The following is an 18659-nucleotide window of genomic DNA, read 5'->3' on the forward strand; positions in this document are numbered from 1 at the left end:
GTCCCGATTAGCGCAAAAAAAATAGAGTTGCTTTCCTACATGAACCTCATTGTTTGTGAAATATTTCACAAGTTTGTTCGTGAGTAACACTTCATGAACTTAATATACATGAAATGATTTCATTTGTGTATGTCTATTTTGTGAAATTTTTCACAAAAAGATGTAATAAAAATGCACTGCCTATATGAGCAGTGCATTTTTACTATGCTAACGCTTGTGCTAGATCTTCAATTAAATCTTCACCGTCTTCAATACCGACAGAAATACGAATTAATGTATCTGTAATTCCTAGCTCTTTACGACGATCTGCTGGGATTGATGCATGTGTCATTTGAGATGGGATAGAAATTAAACTTTCTACTGCCCCTAAACTTTCAGCAAGTGTAAAGTATTGTAAGTTCTCTAGTACTTTATTTAATGTTTCTTCACTATCTACATCAAATGAGATAATAGCACCAAATCCATTTGCTTGTTCTGTCGCTAGTTCATGGTTTTGATGTGATGCAAGACCTGGGTAATATACTTTATTTACTTTTGGATGGTTATTTAAAAACTCAGCAATTGCACGTGAATTCGTTTCATGCTCTTCCATTCGAATTCCTAATGTTTTTAAACCACGAAGTAGTAAGAAGCTATCTTGTGGGCCAAGAATGCCTCCTGTTGAGTTTTGTACAAAGTGAAGGTCTTCTGCTAATTGCGGGCTATTTACAACTACTAGGCCTGCAACTACGTCACTATGACCTCCTAAATATTTCGTTGCACTATGAAGTACAATGTCTGCTCCTAAAGTAATCGGCGACTGCCAATATGGCGTCATGAATGTGTTATCGATAATTGTTAATAAATCTTTCTCTTTAGCAAGAGTAGATATTTTCTTAATATCAGTAATTTTCAGTAATGGGTTCGTTGGTGTTTCCACATAAATCGCTTTCGTATTTGGACGAATCGCTTCTACAACTTCCTCTAGGTTTGTTGTATCTACAAATGTATGCTCAATGCCGAAGCGATTTAATACTTTCGTGATAACGCGGTACGTTCCACCATACACATCATCTGTTAAAATAACGTGGTCACCTTTTGAGAACAACATAATTGTAGCTGTAATAGCAGCCATTCCTGAACCAAATGCAAAACCAGCATGACCGTTTTCTAATACTGCAATCATTTCTTCTAAAGCTGCACGTGTTGGGTTGCCTGTACGTGAATATTCATATCCTTGATGCTTACCAACTGCTTCTTGTTTGTACGTACTTGTTTGATAAATCGGTACATTTACAGATCCAGTTGAAGGTTCTCCTATGCGAATACCATGAATTAACTTTGTCTTTGCTCTCATTTTTTATTCCCATCCTTTGTATATGTCTTTACTTAAATAACGCTCACTACTATCAGGAAAAATCGTTACAATATTTGTACCTGGCGCCGCTTTCTCTGCTTCAAGTAAACTTGCATGAAATGCTGCTCCGGAAGAGCTCCCAACGAGCAGTCCTTCTTTTTGCGCTAATTCCTTCACTCGTAAAAATGCATTTCGATCAGAAATTGTATGAATTTCATCAAAATAAGATGTTTTCAAAAATGGCGGGATAAATTCAAGGCCAATCCCTTCTGTTTCATGCGAACCAGCTTTACCACCATTTAAAATAGATCCTTCTGGTTCGACAATAACCGTTTTTATATCTATATTTTTTTCTTTCAAATAAGATGCAGTCCCCATGAATGTACCACCAGTTCCTGCTCCTGCAACAAATATGTTAATCTCTCCGTTCAGTGCATCCCACAGTTCAGGACCTAGTGTTTTGAAATAAGCACGCGGGTTTGCTTCATTCGCAAACTGACTTGGAGAGTATGAATTCGGTATTTCACTTACTAATTCTTTTGCTTTTGCAATTGCGCCGGTCATTCCTTGCTCAGTCGGTGTATGCACGACCGTTGCGCCTAGTGCTTTCATTAATTCTTGTTTTTCAATACTAAATTTCTCTGGTACACAAACAATAACGCGTAAATCATGTTGTAACGCTGCAAGTGCCAGTCCAATACCAGTATTTCCAGCAGTTGGTTCAATAATTGTTCCACCCTGGGTAACAAGCCCTTTTTCTAGCGCATCTTCGATTAATTCTCTTCCTAAACGGTCCTTAACGCTTCCACCTGGGTTATAAAATTCAAGCTTTGCAAATAAACGGACCCCTTCTGGAAGTGAAAAACGAGTAATTTCTACAATTGGTGTATGACCAATCAACTCATGAACTCCACGATATACATTCATCGTGTTCTCCCCCTTATTCGCCAATAAAGAAAAGGCAACTGTATGTATTTTCTTTATATGAGACAGTTGCCTTTTTGTTACATTACTTTAACTCTTCTAGTACTTTTACGATAAAGTTTGTAGAATGAAGAGCTGCTTGATCTAAAAATTGATCAAATGAAACATTTGATTCTTTACCTGCAATATCAGAAAGCGCACGAATAATAACAAACGGAACTTCATATTGGTGGCATACTTGTGCAACAGCTGCTGCTTCCATTTCTACTGCATAAAGGTCTTCAAATTTATCACGAATTGCTGCAACGCGGTTCGGATCACTCATAAATGAATCCCCTGTTGCAATCATACCTTTTACAACTTGAATATTTTCTTCTGCCTGCATACATTTCTCAGCTAATGTAACTAATGCTTCATCAGCCTTGAATCCAGGAGGCATTCCTGGTACTTGACCATACTCATAGTTAAATGCTGTTACATCTACGTCATGATGACGAACTTCTGTTGAAATAACTACATCTCCAACGTTTAGAGAATGATGGAAGCCACCAGCTGAACCAGTATTAATTACTTTTTCAGGCTTATATCTTTCTAATAAAATTGTCGTTGACATCGCTGCATTTACTTTACCAATACCAGACTTTAACAAGATTACTTCGTGTCCTGCTAATTGTCCTTTCGTAAATTCACAACCCGCAACCGTTTCTGTTTCTGCTTGTTCTAATTTGTCACGTAAAATACGTACTTCTTCTTCCATTGCTCCAATTACAGCAATTCTCAATCTAATCCCTCTTTCTATTGCTTAGTTGCCTCCATTACCCAAACGAAATGATTTAATCTCGTAAACGTTACATGGAAGCCATTGTTTTCAAAAATAGACTGCATGACTGGAATACGTGTATAGTATTCCGTTTGCAAATCGTTTGCTAACTGATGGAAACCTCTTTGTTTTGCTGTTTCAACAGTTTTATCATATGCATCTTGATCTGCAAATATCGTATCAGCAAACACTATTTTACCACCTTTGTTTAGCAATTGACTATACTTCGCAATCGCTACATTTTTTTCATCATCTGTTAAATGATGAAATGCGTAGGTGCTTACTATGGTATCAATTGAATTTGGGACTTCAAACGAAAGAAAATCACCTTCTGTAATGGAAAATTCTTTTGGCAATTTCTCTTTTGCAATCATGCGCATTTCACGTGACGGTTCTATACCGTAAACTGTGCGTCCAGCAAACAATAATTTATTTGTTAAATTGCCAGTACCAACACCAAATTCTAATACATTACCAAATGACTTGTTAACTACATCCTCTAGAATGTCCTCATAATGGGCGAAAACTTCTTTATATTGTATATCTTCGCCTTGTACAAATGAGTCGTACGTATGAGCCCACTCATCAAATAAACCATTAAATTCTGTACCCATAAAAATTCCCCTTTTTCTTATCGGTTTTATCAGTATAATATGCCCTCTTTCTAAAAATGTCAATTGAAATGTACATGGTATTTCCTTCTTTTCTTTGTTACACTATAGTTGATTACATAGGAGAGGGGTCGTCTTCGTGTCATTTACCTTTGAAATGTTAGAAGATAAAGTAGAGTTTTTCGAAGCAGGAGACTTAGCTTCTTTGGAACGAAAAATTAGTGAACAAATCGATAATAATAAAGCACTTATGCTTGAAGTTCATCACATCTCGCATCAAATGGTTATGGATCCCGAAAGCAAAAGGCCATATTATAGCGCGGTTGTTCATTTTAAATTAAAGAAATTGCGTTAACAAAAAAGAGAAGCTCCTAAGGAGCCTCTCTTTTTTAGTTTAGAGTTTGAACAAGTACTGGTTTCCAGCCCTCATTCTCTACCCAATCAATATTTACATAATATTTTTTACCTGATTGTTTATCTTGTACGTTACCGTAAGCTTTATTTTTACCGTTATTTCCGATTCGATGAATAACTAATTGCTCTACTGGAACGTCAATTGCAGCTGAAATTGCTTGGTTCATCTCATTCCAATCTGCTGTACCTTTTTTAAACGTCATCGCAGGTGTTGCACCTTGCTCTGTACCTACTGGCTTCCAAGAAGACTTCGTATAAGCGTCAGTTGCCTTTGGCTGTGTTTTTTCAGCGGGTACTTTCTCGTTAGCTTTCGCTTCTTCTTCAGCTTTTTTCTGTTCTTCTTCAGCCTTTTGCTTCTCTTCTTCCTTATTCTTAGCCTCTGCCTTATCTTGCTCGTTCTTCTTCGTCTCTTCTTTGCCTTTAGCTTTCTCAGACTTATTCTCTTTTGTTGTTTGCTGAGCTACTTTTTTATCACTAGAAGACGCTTGTTCTTTTCTTTCAGGAACAAACAATTGATATGATACAATAGCTACTAATATTAATACAATTGCAATTGCAATATTTAAAACACCGTTTTGACGACGTTTTTGTTGTTTCTGTTGGAATCTAGATCCTCCTGCCATTCTTCAAACCTCCATGCAGTTTTTCATACTTGCTATTGTAACATTAAATCTAGAAAGGTTGAACATTTACAATAATATTTTCACGAAATGAAAACATTTCACTATGAATTGCAAGATTACTTTTCATTCTCTAATCGATAGATTGATTCTACGATAGCTTTGAAAATAGGTGTAACTTTATTTACATTGCTATTCGTTTCTATATCCACGACAACTAAAGCATATCTTGGATTTTCATATGGAAAATAACCTGCAAACCAACGATTCACTTTCATCCCTTTTCCTGTTTGCGCTGTCCCAGATTTTCCGGCAACACTTAGTGGTAACGACCTGAATGCTGCTCCTGTTCCTTTCTCCGTTGTTACAACACCCCTTAATAACTCTTGTAATGTTTTCACCGTTTCATAGGAAAGCTGTTTTCCACCTAATGTATGGTCTTCAAATGTATAGAAGTCCGTTCCATTTTTATACATTATTTTTTCCACAGCTTTCACTTCCATCTTTTCTCCACCTCTAGCAATCGTCGCCATCATATTTGCAATCGCTAGAGGTGACATACGTACATCTTTTTGTCCAATTGCTGTTTGCGCTACCGCCTTTTTACTATTCTTATTTCCTTCACTACCCCAAATCGTAACCCTCTTCTCCTCTGGCATTTGCTCAAAATGAGTTGTATGAAATACAGAACCTTTCCATCCAACCTTACTAGCGGCTCCTAACGCTGCTACGTAAGTTTCTAACACCATCTTATCCTTTTGTATTAGCTCATTACCTAACTCTGAAAATGTCCTGTTACAGCTTCTAGCAAAGCTCTCTTTAAAACTAAGTGTACCCATCATAACTTGTGGGTGGTCTTCACCATATAAATCTTGATTACAATTAAATGTACGATTAAACACATTTTCATTTTGATCAATCACTGCCGCTGCAACTATTGTTTTAAAAACAGAACCGGGAAAATGTGGTGTCAACATTTGATTTTCAAGTGTAGTTGTATATAAACGCTCATCCTTCACTTGCACAGATGGTTTACTGACCATCGCTAAAATTTCATTTGTCTTTACATCAAGTAATACTAATCCCCCCTTCTTTATTTCGCTTGCTTCAACCACTTCTTCTGCTTTTTGCTGTAACCTGTTATGTAAAGTTGTTTGAATCGTCACTGGATAAAACGGATTTCCAGGCGCAGTATATTTCGCTTGTTTTCCAAAAATCGGTTCCCCTTGTCGGTCCACTTGATACAATACTTTTGCCTCTCCATCGGTCAAAAGAAATTCATCAAATGATTGCTGCAATCCTGAAATACCAATTGGCGTTTGCCTTGAAATTTTTCTTACTTCTCCGTATCGTTTTTGAAATTCTCGTTCATTCTCCCCCACATCGCCAATTAAATGATTCACCCTGCCAGTTTGCCGTAAACGAACTTCAGCTGCTACAATACCTAATACATTTAATTGATTTACCTTCTCCATCTGCTCTCGTGCCAAGCGAAATGGACCATTTCCCCTTTGCATGATAAATGCACTTTTCTTGTCTTTCATTTGACTTTCAATCTCTTGTCTCGACACACCAATGATATGCGCAATTTTCTCTAACATGTCATTTTTTATTTGTAGAAATGGAAAAACAATTAAAACAGGATACTTTTTCTCACCTATTCCCTTACCGTTCCGATCTATAAAATGGCCTCGTCCATCATCTACCGTAATGGACTGCGTCCGTTGTGTAACACTTTTTTCAATTAAATTTATCTTACGATCTGTAAATGATTCTGTATCTATAATTTGTATTTGAATTAAACGACAAAGTAAAATAAACATGATACATATAAAAAAAATTAAAACAATTGTAATTCTCCGTTTTATTTTCATAAAAAAACACCTCGTCTATTATAGTTTGGACAGAGTGTTTCATCTTTTATACAAATAAAAAAATCACTCGCTTTTACACGAGTGATTTTTTATTATTTTACAGAGATAATCTCTACTTGCATTTCTCCACCTGGAGTTTGGATTGCTACCTTCTCACCAATTTGCTTACCTAATAAGCTTTTTGCAATTGGAGAATCGTTAGAAATTCTTCCTTCAAATGGATCTGCTTCTGCGCTACCTACGATTGTGTAAGATTCTTCATCTCCACCTGGTAACTCTTTAAATGTTACTGTTTTACCTAATGTAACAACTGTAGACTCTTCGCCGTTATCTGTGATGATAACTGCGTTACGAATCATGTTTTCTAATTGTGTAATACGTCCTTCTACGAACGCTTGCTCATCTTTCGCTGCATCATACTCAGAGTTCTCAGAAAGATCTCCGAAGCTACGTGCAATCTTAATTCGCTCTACAACCTCTTTACGTTTTACCGTTTTTAAATCTTCAAGTTCGTTCTCTAGCTTTTGCTTACCCTCTTGCGTCATAGGGTATGTTTTTTCTGTTGCCATATTTTCCACTCCTTTTATATACCAATCCCCCGAAAAAAAAGAGGAGTTCCATATGAAAACTCCCCCACTTATATGTATAGCGGAGGTTTCTAGCACGCCTGTACTAGCGGAGTTGTCACATACAACCCCGTATTCCCAATTCCTCTTTATATAAAGAAGATATGTATGGAAAGTTGATATAAATATGCCCTCACCTATATATAGATGAGGTTGCATGTTTCATTGTATTCGATAGGAAGGGAAAAAATCCCTTCCTATCGTATATCTTTTACTATGCTATTACAAATTTACTTTTTGTTCAAGAATTGTTGCAATTTTTGTCACCATAATATCAATTGCAACATGGTTTTGTCCACCTTCAGGGATAATAATATCCGCAAATTTCTTAGAAGGCTCAATAAATTGATTGTGCATTGGACGTACAACACTTACGTATTGATCAATAACTGAATCCATCGTACGGCCGCGTTCCTTAATATCACGCTGCATGCGGCGTAAAATACGAAGATCTGCATCTGTATCAACGAATAGCTTAATGTCCATTAACTCACAAAGACGTGGGTCTTCTAAAATAAGAATTCCTTCTAAAATGATTACATCTTTCGGCTCAACTGGAATAACTTCTTCTGAACGCGTATGCAATGTATAGTCATATACAGGCTTATCAATTTGCTCATATGCAAGTAACTGCTGCAAATGTTCAATTAACAGATCATTATCAAACGCAAGCGGATGATCATAATTTGTTTTTAAACGCTCTTCCATTGGTAAATGGCTTTGATCTTTGTAATAATAATCTTGCTCTAAGATTAAAATAGAATGACCTTTAAAATGGTCAAAAATCGCTTTCGTTACACTCGTTTTACCTGATCCCGAACCACCAGCAATTCCAATTACAACAGGCTTATTCGTCCCCATTCGACTATCAACTCTTTCTTATTGAAGTATGCTTTTGCGCATCATATTATTCACATACACTGGTTGATCCACTTTGAATTTCACGATTTGCAGCGGATGTCTCGCTGCATCTAATTCGTTTCCATCCTCATCCCAAATTTTCTCCACCGTCTGCGTAAAGTTTTCTATTTCTGGCCCAAAGAACTCCACTTCATGTCCTGGTTTGAAATGATTACGTTGCTCAATCGTTACGATGCCTGTTTCTTCATTATAATCTAACACTAAACCAGCGAAATCATACGTTGTTTTCTTACTATGATTTCCAAACATTTGCTCTTGATGTCCTGGAACCCCTTCAAAGAATGCGGGAGCTGTATCACGATTTGCACATTTATCAAGCTCATCTAACCATTCTTGTTTAAACTCAAAATTATCCGGATCCGCACAATACGCATCAATTACTTTACGGTATACCGTTGCTACAGTTGCTACGTAATGGATTGATTTCATACGTCCTTCAACTTTTAAGCTATCAATTCCAATTTCAATCATTTTGGGAATTGATAAAATTAAATTTAAGTCTTTTGGACTCATTGCAAAGTGAGCATCTTCTTCTTGGAATAGAGGAAGCTCTTTTGCATCTTTATGTTGTGATACTGTTTGAACTAAATCATAGTCCCAACGGCAAGATTGACAACAACCACCACGGTTAGAGTCACGTGCTGTCATATGGTTACTTAACGTACATCTGCCTGAATATGCGATACACATTGCACCATGGACGAACGCTTCAATTTCAATATCCACTTTTTCTTTAATTTCTTTCATTTCTTCATAGCTTGCTTCACGAGCTAATACAAGACGATGTAAACCTTCTTCTTTCCAATACTGTGCTGCTTTCCAGTTGGATAGTGATTGTTGTGTACTTAAATGCACTTCAACAGAAGGCGCTACACGTTTACAAGTCTCAATAATAAGCGGATCAGCAACGATAATTCCCGTTACGCCAGCTTTTTCAATCCCTTTTAAATATTCCTCTAGCCCGTCCATATTTTCATTATGTGCAAAGATATTTGTTGTTACATATATTTTTGCTCCATATTTCTTTGCAAATTCAACACCTTCTGCCATTTCTTCCAGTGTAAAGTTACCTGCATTCGAACGAAGACCAAATTCTTGTCCACCTAAATATACAGCATCTGCCCCATAATGGATAGCTACTTTTAATTTTTCTAAGTTACCCGCAGGGATTAACAGTTCAGGTTTCTTCACAATAACGCGTTTGCCATCGATTACTCGTGAAATTTCTTGTACAGTCATTTCCTACACCCTCCTCGTTTAGTAAACCGTCTCTTTAAAGAAGAATCCTGTATCTAACGGACGATTTACTGGTTGCATTTCTTCTATCTCTTTATATAAATCGTCTTTCACGTCATAATACGCATCACGATCTTCTACACATAAATCAATTGCTTTACGATATTTCTTCGTTACCTCAATAATGTATGCAGAGCTTTTTAGTACACCATCAACTTTTAAGCTAGCGACTTCAGCGTCAATTAGTTCTTCTAACTCATCGATGAAACAAATATCGTTTGGACTCATAATGTGAGTACCATTTTCATCTTCATAAATTGGATATTTATTGTTACGCTCTGGGTCATATAAGAACATATTCTCTTCATATTTTTTCTTTTCAATGTCAAGATTACGTCCTTGATACTCAAAGTAGTTTCCTACTAAGGAACGCTTCGATTGGAACATACAAGTCATACCGTGAATTTGTACTTCAAGTTCCACTTCAGCATTTTCTTTTAATTCAACAATTTCATCTAAGCTAAGCTCACGAGCTAATACAGCGCGTTTTGCTCCTCTTTGTCCCCAGTAGTTACAAGTAAACCAGTTTGTTGCTGTTGTTTCTGTATTCCAGTGCAATTGCATATTTGGCGCTACTTCTCGGACCGCCATTAATACTGCTGGGTCTCCGAAAACAATTGCATCTACACTTACTTCGTTTAAAAATGCAACATAATCTGTTAATTCGTCTACTTTATCATTGTGGAACATAGCGTTCATTGCTACGTATACTTTCACACCATTTTCATGCGCAATCTTCACAGCTTGTTTCACATCTTCACGTGAAAATTCCCCTGCTAAACGTAAACCGAACTTTTGCTCACCGATCATTACCGCATCTGCTCCTGCTTTCGCAAGAGGTTCGATATCCACTACTGCTTTTGGCGTTACTAACAATTCAGGTTTCTTCATACCTTGGTCACCCTCTCTTTTTACTAACAGCTACTCCATCACCAATTGGGAAAATCGTTGTATCATATCCTTCATGGTTCATAAGCCATTCATTGTACGTCTTAATACGACGGATTAAACCACGTGTACGTCTGTTTTCAATTTTCTCTTTTGTCGTTACAAGACCATGGTACATAACATTATCTGAAATAATTACCCCACCAGGGTTTAATAACGGTTCATATAAGTCAAAAAAGCGACGATATTGTCCTTTTGCTGCATCAATAAAAATAACGTCAAACGTTCCATGTTCTTCTACTTGCTCACCTGTTTCTAACGCATCACCGTAAATAACAGAAATACGCTCTTTAACTGATGAACGTTCTATATATTCAAGTGCTTTTTCATATCGCTCACGATTGCGTTCAACTGTCACAATGCGAGAATTTGGAATAGCTTGCATCATACGAATACTAGAATAACCAATTGCTGTACCAAGCTCTAAAATGCTTTTTGGTCCAATTAAACGTAAAAATTGCAACATAAATTCCATTCCAAGTCGATCCATAATCGGCACATGATTTTCTTTCGCATAATCTTCCATTTCAAGAATTAATTTATCTTTCGGATCAATAAATGATAATAGGTACTCGTTAACTGCATCCTCCATAATGGTCCTCCTTATTTACATGGAGAAGTGCCTCTATGACGTCTTTTCACACATAGAATGCAATAAAAATACAAGCCAGCTTCATCCTTAGCTTGTACGTCCCGTTTTGATATTAAAAACGATTCTTCTGCCAGTTTTTAACCCGATATATTTTACCACAAAAAAGAGGGATGTGCGACATTTTTCGCTATCCCTCCCCATTTCACTGTTTTTTCGTAATATATTTTTGCTTTAATGCATTATGCTCTTCCAATGTTTTCGCATAGTACACTTCACCAGTTGGTGCAGCTAAGAAATAATAATAATCTGTTTGTGCAGGCTCTAACGCCGCTTCCACTGAATGTTTACCAGAGTTTGCAATCGGACCAACCGGCAATCCTTTCACAACATACGTATTGTACGGTGAGTTTACCTTTAAATCTTCGTATAATACACGTTGTTTATGCTTTCCAAGTGCATATAATACCGTTGGATCAGTTTGCAGGGGCATACCTTTTTCCAAACGATTATAAAAGACACTAGAGATTTTTTGACGATCTGTAAAGCCTGTTGCCTCTTCTTCAATAAGTGAAGACAATGTTAAAAGCTGATGAACATCCCAGTTTTTCGCTTTCATTTTTGCCTCGTTTTGAACAATGATTGCATTCGTTTTCTCAAGCATTGGAATTACAATTTCTTCTAACGTCGTATCTTTTTTATAGAAAGAGTACGTCGCAGGATATAAATAACCTTCTAATGGATATTTAATATTGCTATCAAAGATTTTATCCGTTAACAACTTCGGATACTTTTGCTGCATTTTTTGAATAAATGCTTTATCGTTTAATTGACGTACGACATCATCTTTATTCCACTTTAATTCGTTTGCAACCGTTTCTGCAATTTCAGTTACTTGTGCACCTTCTTTTATCGTCACTTTATAAAGAGCTGGACGATGTACATTACCAGATGACATTTGTTCAATAACATCTGAGGCACTCATTGAAGGATTTAATAAATATGTACCCGCTTGTAAATTTTTAGATTTAGCCTTTGTATAAAAACTAAAAACTGTACCGTTTTTCACAGCACCTTTTTCTTCTAAAATCTCACCAATTTTACTAGTAGATGATCCTTTTGGAATTTCTACTTCAATCTCTTTTTTATTCCCGCTATCAACTGGTCCTAATGCGGATGAAATATACGCATAGACTGAACCACAAACTAAAAGCAGTGCAATAATCGAAAATAAAAAAAGACGTCTACGCTTTTTTTTCACTTGATTCTCTATCAACACTCTTCCTCCTTAATTAAATTGTAGACCGTATGTATATCTTTCTATACAACACGATATAAAAACACAATAAATTTATTTATCTTTTTTTAGATAGACATTTTATTTTTCTACAATCCGTCTCATTATACTACAAAGGATTACACGGTTTCGACAAAAAATCTTTCATTTTACATATAAAAAAAGGTGGACTATATGTCGTCCACCTTTTCAGTACTTATTATTCAGCTTCTTGCTCATCAGCTAGAGTGTTGAACATTTCTTGTACCATTTCCCACTCTTCTTCAGATTCGATTGGAAGTAAACTTCCGCCCTCTTCTTCATTTTGCTCATAAGCCATTGCATCATAAATTGGGTCTCCATCTTCGTCTACTTCACCGATTGGAGAGAAGACTACGTATGATTTTTTGCCAAATTTTTCAGCATCAAAAGTGAAAATAATTTCACATAAATGTTCGTTACCTTTTTCGTCTACAATTGTAATTTGATTTTCTTCCATTTTGGTCACCTCTTATTTACTATCTAAAAATCCTTGTAAGATTACGACTGCAGCCATCTTATCAATTACCTGTTTTCGCTTCTTACGACTCACATCAGCTGAAATGAGCAGACGTTCCGCTGCCATCGTTGACAAACGCTCGTCCCACATTACAACTTCTAATTGTAACAGATTTCGCAGGTTTTCTGCAAATTGCTGGCACGCTTCACCACGTGGGCCAATTGTACCATTCATATTTTTAGGTAAACCTACTACTATTTTGTCCACATTGTACTGCTTTACTAACTCAGAAATACGATCAAAACCAAAGTGGCCCCGTTCTTCGTTAATCCTGATTGTTTCCAGCCCTTGCGCTGTCCAGCCCATTTCGTCGCTCATTGCAACTCCGACTGTTTTTGTACCTACATCTAAACCTAATATCCGCATAAACTACTCCTCACGATGATGTTTCAAGTACGACTTCACAAGCTCTTCAATTAACTCATCACGTTCAAGCTTGCGAATGATGCTTCGTGCATCTTTATGGCGAGGTATGTATGCTGGGTCTCCACTTAATAAATAACCGACGATTTGGTTAATCGGATTATAGCCTTTTTCTTGAAGTGCATCATACACAGTTAAAAGTACATCATTTACATGGACACTCTGTTTTTCATCTTGAATGCTAAACTTCATTGTTTTATCAAAACCGTCCATTTCAAGCACCTCACTTATATAGTAAGTATAGGGAGAAGAACTTCTCCTCTCCCTACCATTGTACACTACTATCTCTTTATTTTGAAACAGATTTAACGTACTCTTGTACAAATGCTAAAGCTTCCTCAACTTGCGCTGGGTTTTTACCGCCTGCTTGAGCCATGTCAGGACGGCCACCACCACCGCCGCCACAACGAGAAGCTACTTCTTTCACAAGTTTACCAGCATGGTAACCTTGGCTAATTAAATCTTTCGTTACGCCAGCTAAGATGTTTACTTTATCATCATTTACAGACGCTAATACGACAACTGCAGACTCTAATTTATTTTTCAGGTCATCCATCATCGTACGTAAGTTGTTCATATCTGCAACGTTTACTTTCGCTGCTAATACGTTTACGCCATCAACTGTCATTACTGAATCAGTTAAGTTTCCAGCTTCAATATTGCTTAATTTTGCAGCAAGAGATTCGTTTTCTTTTTGAAGTTGTTTTACTTCAGCAAATAAACCATCCACTCTTGTTAAAATATCTTTCGGGTTTGTTTTCATTTTTCCTGCTGCTTCTTTTAATAAACCTACTTGATCGTTCATTAATTCGTATGCAGATTTACCAGTTACTGCTTCAATACGACGCGTTCCTGCACCGATACCAGACTCAGCAACGATTTTGAAAATACCAATTGAAGCTGTGTTATCAACGTGACAACCACCGCAAAGCTCTAAGCTATAATCGCCTACTTGTACAACGCGTACAACATCACCGTATTTTTCACCGAATAATGCCATTGCGCCCATTTCTTTCGCTTCTTCAATTGCTTTTTGAGAAATCTCAACATCAATACTTTCCCAAATTTTCTCGTTTACGATACGCTCAATTTTTTCTAATTCGTCAGCTTGTACTTGACCGAAGTGAGAGAAATCAAAGCGTAAACGTTCAGAAGTTACAAGAGAACCTGCTTGGTTAACATGCGTTCCAAGTACGTCTTTTAATGCTTGGTGTAGTAAGTGAGTTGCTGTATGGTTTTTCACAACGCTACTACGGTTTTTCGTGTCGATAATAGCTTTCACAGCCGCATCTTTCGTTAATGTACCTTCTTCAACAACAACTTTGTGTAAGTTTTGACCATTTGGTGCTTTTTGTACGTCTTTTACAAGTACTTTCACGCCGTCAGCAAGAAGGTAACCACGGTCTGCAATTTGTCCACCGCTCTCAGCATAGAATGGTGTTACATCAAGCATTAATTGCCCTTCTTCACCAGCTTGTAAGCTATCTGTGTATTCGCCGTTTTTCACAAGTGCAACAACGTTACTTTCTGTTGCAACTGTACCGTAACCAACGAACTCGCTCGCTACTTTCACTTCTCCAAGGACACCGCCTTGAACTTGCATAGAATCAACGTCTTGACGAGCAGCACGTGCGCGCTCACGTTGTTTTTCCATTTCACTTTCAAAGCCTTCCTGATCAACTGTCATACCAGCTTCTTCTGCATATTCTTCTGTTAATTCAATCGGGAAACCATATGTGTCATATAGACGGAACGCATCTACTCCAGAAATAACAGTTGTTTTTTCCTCTTTTGCTTTTGTGATAACTTCAGCTAAAATTGCTTCCCCATCATGAAGTGTTTCATGGAAACGCTCTTCTTCATTTTTCACAACTTTTGCTATGAAATCTTTCTTTTCAAGTACTTCTGGGTAGAAGTCTTTCATTACCTCTCCAACAACCGGCACTAATTCAAACATGAATGGACGGTTGATGTTTAATTTCTTCGAATAACGAACCGCGCGGCGTAATAAACGACGTAATACATAACCACGGCCTTCGTTAGATGGAAGAGCACCGTCACCTACAGCAAATGTTACTGTACGGATATGGTCAGCAATTACTTTAAACGCCATATCTTTTTCTAAGTCACCATTACGATACTTCTCACCAGAGATTGATTCTGTTGCACCAATCATCGGCATGAATAAGTCTGTATCAAAGTTTGTAGGTACATCTTGAACGATAGATGTCATACGCTCTAGACCCATCCCTGTATCGATGTTTTTCTTAGGAAGCGGTGTATATGAACCGTCTGGATTATGGTTAAATTGAGAGAATACAAGGTTCCATACTTCTAAGTAACGCTCGTTTTCTCCGCCCGGATATAATTCTGGGTCACTAAAGTCATTACCATAAGCTTCTCCGCGGTCATAGAAAATCTCTGTATTCGGTCCGCTTGGGCCTTCACCGATATCCCAGAAGTTTTCTTCTAAACGGATGATGCGCTCTTTTGGAACACCCATTTTTTCATTCCAAATTGTGAATGCTTCTTCATCTTCTGGATGGATTGTAACTGATAGTAATTCTTTATCGAATCCGATCCATTTGTCGCTCGTTAAGAATTCCCAAGCCCAAGTAATTGCTTCTTCTTTAAAGTAATCACCGATTGAGAAGTTTCCTAACATTTCAAAGAATGTATGGTGACGAGCTGTTTTCCCTACGTTTTCAATATCGTTTGTACGAATTGATTTTTGGGCATTTGTAATACGTGGATTTTGCGGGATTACACGTCCATCAAAATATTTTTTTAATGTCGCTACACCACTGTTAATCCATAACAGAGATGGATCTTCATGCGGAACTAGTGATGCACTAGGTTCTACTGCATGTCCTTTTTCTTGGAAAAAGTCTAAAAACATTTGACGAATTTGTGCGCCTGTTAGTTGTTTCATTGTATTTTCCTCCTTAAATATAAAAAACTCCCGCCCCTATAAAAGGGACGAGAGTTAACTCGCGATACCACCCTAATTATGAATTGATTATTATAACAATCAATTCATCACCTCATGGTGCCGTAACGTGGCAAGACGGCAGTGATTAGCTGCTCTCAGGATTAGCTTTCTGTTACCCTTCATTTAAAGCTTCTTTCAGCCATATGGAAGCTTCTCTCTATAAATGGACTGTAACGTACTTTTTCCGTCATTGATTTAATGTATTATATGACTAAATATAATAGAATTCTCTTAAGTTTGTCAATGTAGATAATCATTTATATTGCATTAACCATAGTTATTCTACTATTCATTCTTAACAGCCTTTCAATATATTATGCATTTATTAATAAATTGTACTACCTCTATATTTTTTTCAGAATATTATTTTTTTGTTATAATTAAATTATCAATAATAAAGGAGTGAGCAAAATGACAACTTTATTGAACAAGGCTAAAAACATATTAACGACTGACGAAACGATATTATTTTACACTGCATGTTCATTAGATATATTTATTTATCGTTCCGTTGCAAGACCAGGACTGTTAATTTTAACGAACAAACGGCTCTTCTTTTATGGACCAGATGTAAGTAAGAACCCAATATTTGAAGAGTACTCTTTTGCAAACATTTCTAATCTAAAAGAGCAAAAGCGGCTTTTCAGCAATCAAATTATATTTATGTACGATAATGAATGGAAAAAAATAAAGCATATTCAAACAAATGATGTAAGCTCTCTCGTTCAACAAATACACGAGCAACTCTCTAAATAATGAAAGCCCTCTACTTTTATAAGTAGAGGGCTTTCATATTACACATCTTCTTTTTTCCAAAGAGGTCTTACATGAACAATCACTGTACGAATAACCGCTAAAATTGGAACTGATATTAGTAATCCTACAATCCCAGCTATCTCTCCTCCAACTAGTAATGCAAGCATAATAATAACAGGATGCATACGAAGTGACTTACCAACGATGTAAGGTGATAAAATGTTACTTTCCAAAAACTGCAAAATAGCAATCGTAATTCCCGCCTTAATGAGTAAACTCGTTGATACCGTTGCCGCAATCATCAATGTCGGAATCGCCCCTAAAATAGGACCGAAGTACGGGATTATATCCGTTACCCCAATAATAATGCCGAGTAATAGTGGATATTTCATACCGATAAACCAAAAGGAAAGAACAGATACTCCCCCTAATACTAAGCAAACAAATAACTGTCCTCGAATATAACTTCCGAGTGACTTATCAATTTCTTTCGCCAGCATTTGCCCTGTACTACGCCACTTACTTGGGACTAGTTTCCAAAAGATGTGATAAAATTCACCGTAATCTTTTAATATGTAAAATACAATGAACGGTATTAAGAAAATAATAAGCAACGAATCCAGTACGCCACGAGCCGTACTCATCACTTTATTTAAAAGTGATTGTATCTTCGTTTCTACACCAACAAAAATTTGTTTCACCTTTTCATGAATAAATGATGGGAAATTTGCTGTTTGTTCTGTGACGCCATCCATCCAAGAATCATACATTTTTGTAAACTGCGGAAATTGTTCATTAATCTCTTGTAACTGTTTAATAACAACTGGCGTTCCTTTATAAATCCCATAACCAATTCCGCCAAAGAAAAGGATGTAAATAAGCAAGATAGCAAGTGTACGTGGCATCCCTTCTTTATGAATTTTTTCAATTAAAGGATGCAATAAATACGCAATAAAGCATGCAATAAGAAACGGTGTAATTGCCACTTTAAATACAAAAATAATCGGTGCCCATAGCGGCTTAATTTTTAAAAAGACAAGTAAACAAAGAAATACTAGTAACAATAACCCTAAACGATATATCCAAATGATTTTAAGATTCTTCACACGAAAAACCTCCTCCACCTTTATTTTGAAAATAAACAGGGTAGGTTATGTGCAAAAGTTTTAAAATCTTTTCGTGCAGACCATACTGTTTTGTAAAGACATACATATACATAACATAACAAGGACAACCACCCCTGAGAATGCAGCATGAAACAATATAATCAGGAGGGCTAATAATGGTTTTATTTATGCTCGTATTATCAGCACTTTTTATGATTCTTGAATGGGTTTGTATCGGGTTTGGGATTTGGAAAGGTTTCTTTATTCGTTCCTCGCGAAAAGAAAGGGCGACGCAGTTATTTCATTACGGAATGCTTGGCGTTGGATGTTACGGCCTATCGTATCTCTTCTCTGAAATTGGACTTTTATATTTACATACAAGTGCATAAAAAAACTCCCTTATCATGAAGGGAGTTTTTTGCGCTTATAAATAAGATTTAATCATCTTACGTGCTTTTTTCATATTGCGTTTTGAAAATACATCTTGCTTGCGAGCATATTGATATGCTGCCGCTCCAACACCTAATGCGATTAATGAATTGCGTAGATTCAAAGTAAATCCCCCTTT

21 protein-coding genes and 1 other annotated feature are annotated in these 18659 nt (G+C 36.7%); of the genes, 3 read left to right on the plus strand and 18 right to left on the minus strand.

Features of this window, described 5'->3' with window-relative positions; all coding sequences use genetic code 11:
• Positions 1-202: 202 nt before the first annotated feature.
• The 4 genes from GFJ36_RS22630 to GFJ36_RS22645 all read right to left on the minus strand — a co-directional run bounded on the left by GFJ36_RS22630 (position 203) and on the right by GFJ36_RS22645 (position 3694).
• A complete protein-coding gene (locus GFJ36_RS22630) occupies positions 203-1336 on the minus strand; it encodes a bifunctional cystathionine gamma-lyase/homocysteine desulfhydrase (RefSeq protein ID WP_046956311.1) in 1134 nt (377 codons plus the stop codon).
• 3 nt (positions 1337-1339) lie between these two features.
• A complete protein-coding gene (locus GFJ36_RS22635; RefSeq protein WP_097889252.1) occupies positions 1340-2263 on the minus strand; it encodes an O-acetylserine dependent cystathionine beta-synthase in 924 nt (307 codons plus the stop codon).
• Between the two features lie 82 nt (positions 2264-2345).
• Positions 2346-3041 carry a 5'-methylthioadenosine/S-adenosylhomocysteine nucleosidase gene (mtnN, locus tag GFJ36_RS22640; protein WP_048531328.1) on the minus strand — a complete coding sequence of 232 codons (696 nt, stop codon included), beginning with the start codon at positions 3039-3041 and terminating at the stop codon, positions 2346-2348.
• 14 nt (positions 3042-3055) lie between these two features.
• Complete coding sequence (locus GFJ36_RS22645; protein WP_000536314.1) at positions 3056-3694, minus strand: class I SAM-dependent DNA methyltransferase; 639 nt, start codon at positions 3692-3694, stop codon at positions 3056-3058.
• Between the two features lie 136 nt (positions 3695-3830).
• On the opposite strand from GFJ36_RS22645, the gene GFJ36_RS22650 reads away from it, so the two are divergent.
• Positions 3831-4046 carry a YrzA family protein gene (locus GFJ36_RS22650; RefSeq protein ID WP_000010984.1) on the plus strand — a complete coding sequence of 72 codons (216 nt, stop codon included), beginning with the start codon at positions 3831-3833 and terminating at the stop codon, positions 4044-4046.
• Between the two features lie 34 nt (positions 4047-4080).
• Here GFJ36_RS22650 and GFJ36_RS22655 read toward each other — a convergent pair whose 3' ends face one another.
• From GFJ36_RS22655 to alaS, 12 genes are all read right to left on the minus strand, one after another.
• Complete coding sequence (locus GFJ36_RS22655; protein WP_060488236.1) at positions 4081-4728, minus strand: YrrS family protein; 648 nt, start codon at positions 4726-4728, stop codon at positions 4081-4083.
• Positions 4729-4844: 116 nt separating this feature from the next.
• Positions 4845-6599: a peptidoglycan D,D-transpeptidase FtsI family protein gene (locus GFJ36_RS22660; protein WP_088064456.1), complete on the minus strand. Its 1755-nt coding sequence runs from the start codon at positions 6597-6599 to the stop codon at positions 4845-4847.
• A gap of 92 nt (positions 6600-6691) precedes the next feature.
• Complete coding sequence (gene greA, locus GFJ36_RS22665; protein WP_000179964.1) at positions 6692-7168, minus strand: transcription elongation factor GreA; 477 nt, start codon at positions 7166-7168, stop codon at positions 6692-6694.
• A 279-nt stretch (positions 7169-7447) separates the two neighbouring features.
• Positions 7448-8086, minus strand: coding sequence for a uridine kinase (udk, locus tag GFJ36_RS22670; RefSeq protein ID WP_000537082.1), 639 nt, complete (start codon positions 8084-8086; stop codon positions 7448-7450).
• 18 nt (positions 8087-8104) lie between these two features.
• Positions 8105-9385, minus strand: a complete 1281-nt coding sequence (locus tag GFJ36_RS22675) for a peptidase U32 family protein (RefSeq protein WP_000217969.1) — start codon at positions 9383-9385, stop codon at positions 8105-8107.
• A gap of 18 nt (positions 9386-9403) precedes the next feature.
• Positions 9404-10333, minus strand: a complete 930-nt coding sequence (locus GFJ36_RS22680; RefSeq protein ID WP_000742789.1) for a peptidase U32 family protein — start codon at positions 10331-10333, stop codon at positions 9404-9406.
• A gap of 7 nt (positions 10334-10340) precedes the next feature.
• On the minus strand, positions 10341-10982 hold the full coding sequence (locus GFJ36_RS22685; RefSeq protein WP_046956307.1) for an O-methyltransferase: 642 nt from the start codon (positions 10980-10982) through the stop codon (positions 10341-10343).
• Between the two features lie 202 nt (positions 10983-11184).
• Complete coding sequence (gene mltG, locus GFJ36_RS22690; RefSeq protein ID WP_087985288.1) at positions 11185-12255, minus strand: endolytic transglycosylase MltG; 1071 nt, start codon at positions 12253-12255, stop codon at positions 11185-11187.
• Positions 12256-12475: 220 nt separating this feature from the next.
• Positions 12476-12754 (minus strand): DUF1292 domain-containing protein, encoded by a 279-nt coding sequence (locus GFJ36_RS22695; RefSeq protein WP_000392245.1) that lies wholly within the window; start codon positions 12752-12754, stop codon positions 12476-12478.
• Between the two features lie 12 nt (positions 12755-12766).
• Positions 12767-13180 (minus strand): Holliday junction resolvase RuvX, encoded by a 414-nt coding sequence (gene ruvX / locus GFJ36_RS22700; protein ID WP_001221204.1) that lies wholly within the window; start codon positions 13178-13180, stop codon positions 12767-12769.
• 3 nt (positions 13181-13183) lie between these two features.
• Positions 13184-13450: an IreB family regulatory phosphoprotein gene (locus GFJ36_RS22705; RefSeq protein ID WP_000348590.1), complete on the minus strand. Its 267-nt coding sequence runs from the start codon at positions 13448-13450 to the stop codon at positions 13184-13186.
• A gap of 76 nt (positions 13451-13526) precedes the next feature.
• On the minus strand, positions 13527-16169 hold the full coding sequence (gene alaS, locus GFJ36_RS22710; RefSeq protein WP_048541432.1) for an alanine--tRNA ligase: 2643 nt from the start codon (positions 16167-16169) through the stop codon (positions 13527-13529).
• Between the two features lie 40 nt (positions 16170-16209).
• Positions 16210-16429: a binding site (T-box leader), on the minus strand.
• 211 nt (positions 16430-16640) lie between these two features.
• On the opposite strand from alaS, the gene GFJ36_RS22715 reads away from it, so the two are divergent.
• Complete coding sequence (locus GFJ36_RS22715) at positions 16641-16985, plus strand: PH domain-containing protein (protein ID WP_060488234.1); 345 nt, start codon at positions 16641-16643, stop codon at positions 16983-16985.
• A gap of 38 nt (positions 16986-17023) precedes the next feature.
• On the opposite strand, the gene GFJ36_RS22720 is transcribed toward GFJ36_RS22715, so the two are convergent.
• Positions 17024-18091: an AI-2E family transporter gene (locus GFJ36_RS22720; RefSeq protein WP_048541428.1), complete on the minus strand. Its 1068-nt coding sequence runs from the start codon at positions 18089-18091 to the stop codon at positions 17024-17026.
• Between the two features lie 176 nt (positions 18092-18267).
• Here GFJ36_RS22720 and GFJ36_RS22725 point away from each other — a divergent pair, with 176 nt between their 5' ends.
• Positions 18268-18480: a hypothetical protein gene (locus GFJ36_RS22725; RefSeq protein ID WP_088093514.1), complete on the plus strand. Its 213-nt coding sequence runs from the start codon at positions 18268-18270 to the stop codon at positions 18478-18480.
• Between the two features lie 35 nt (positions 18481-18515).
• Here GFJ36_RS22725 and GFJ36_RS22730 read toward each other — a convergent pair whose 3' ends face one another.
• Entirely contained in the window at positions 18516-18644 is a 129-nt protein-coding gene (locus GFJ36_RS22730; protein WP_001053553.1) for a YrzQ family protein, read from the minus strand.
• Positions 18645-18659: the final 15 nt, after the last annotated feature.

Origin of the sequence: Bacillus sp. EE-W1 (assembly GCF_009760835.1) — a bacterium.
GTDB classification, from domain to species: Bacteria; Bacillota; Bacilli; order Bacillales; family Bacillaceae_G; genus Bacillus_A; species Bacillus_A wiedmannii.

Coding starts and splice junctions, on each gene's coding strand:
- GFJ36_RS22725 (WP_088093514.1), top strand. CDS start 18,268: ATGGTTTTATTTATGCTCGTATTATCAGCACTTTTTATGATTCTTGAA.
- GFJ36_RS22680 (WP_000742789.1), bottom strand. CDS start 10,333: ATGAAGAAACCTGAATTGTTAGTAACGCCAAAAGCAGTAGTGGATATC.
- GFJ36_RS22655 (WP_060488236.1), bottom strand. CDS start 4,728: ATGGCAGGAGGATCTAGATTCCAACAGAAACAACAAAAACGTCGTCAA.
- GFJ36_RS22660 (WP_088064456.1), bottom strand. CDS start 6,599: ATGAAAATAAAACGGAGAATTACAATTGTTTTAATTTTTTTTATATGT.
- GFJ36_RS22630 (WP_046956311.1), bottom strand. CDS start 1,336: ATGAGAGCAAAGACAAAGTTAATTCATGGTATTCGCATAGGAGAACCT.
- ruvX (WP_001221204.1), bottom strand. CDS start 13,180: ATGCGGATATTAGGTTTAGATGTAGGTACAAAAACAGTCGGAGTTGCA.
- udk (WP_000537082.1), bottom strand. CDS start 8,086: ATGGGGACGAATAAGCCTGTTGTAATTGGAATTGCTGGTGGTTCGGGA.
- GFJ36_RS22635 (WP_097889252.1), bottom strand. CDS start 2,263: ATGAATGTATATCGTGGAGTTCATGAGTTGATTGGTCATACACCAATT.
- GFJ36_RS22645 (WP_000536314.1), bottom strand. CDS start 3,694: ATGGGTACAGAATTTAATGGTTTATTTGATGAGTGGGCTCATACGTAC.
- GFJ36_RS22675 (WP_000217969.1), bottom strand. CDS start 9,385: ATGACTGTACAAGAAATTTCACGAGTAATCGATGGCAAACGCGTTATT.
- alaS (WP_048541432.1), bottom strand. CDS start 16,169: ATGAAACAACTAACAGGCGCACAAATTCGTCAAATGTTTTTAGACTTT.
- greA (WP_000179964.1), bottom strand. CDS start 7,168: ATGGCAACAGAAAAAACATACCCTATGACGCAAGAGGGTAAGCAAAAG.
- GFJ36_RS22705 (WP_000348590.1), bottom strand. CDS start 13,450: ATGGACGGTTTTGATAAAACAATGAAGTTTAGCATTCAAGATGAAAAA.
- GFJ36_RS22685 (WP_046956307.1), bottom strand. CDS start 10,982: ATGGAGGATGCAGTTAACGAGTACCTATTATCATTTATTGATCCGAAA.
- GFJ36_RS22695 (WP_000392245.1), bottom strand. CDS start 12,754: ATGGAAGAAAATCAAATTACAATTGTAGACGAAAAAGGTAACGAACAT.
- GFJ36_RS22715 (WP_060488234.1), top strand. CDS start 16,641: ATGACAACTTTATTGAACAAGGCTAAAAACATATTAACGACTGACGAA.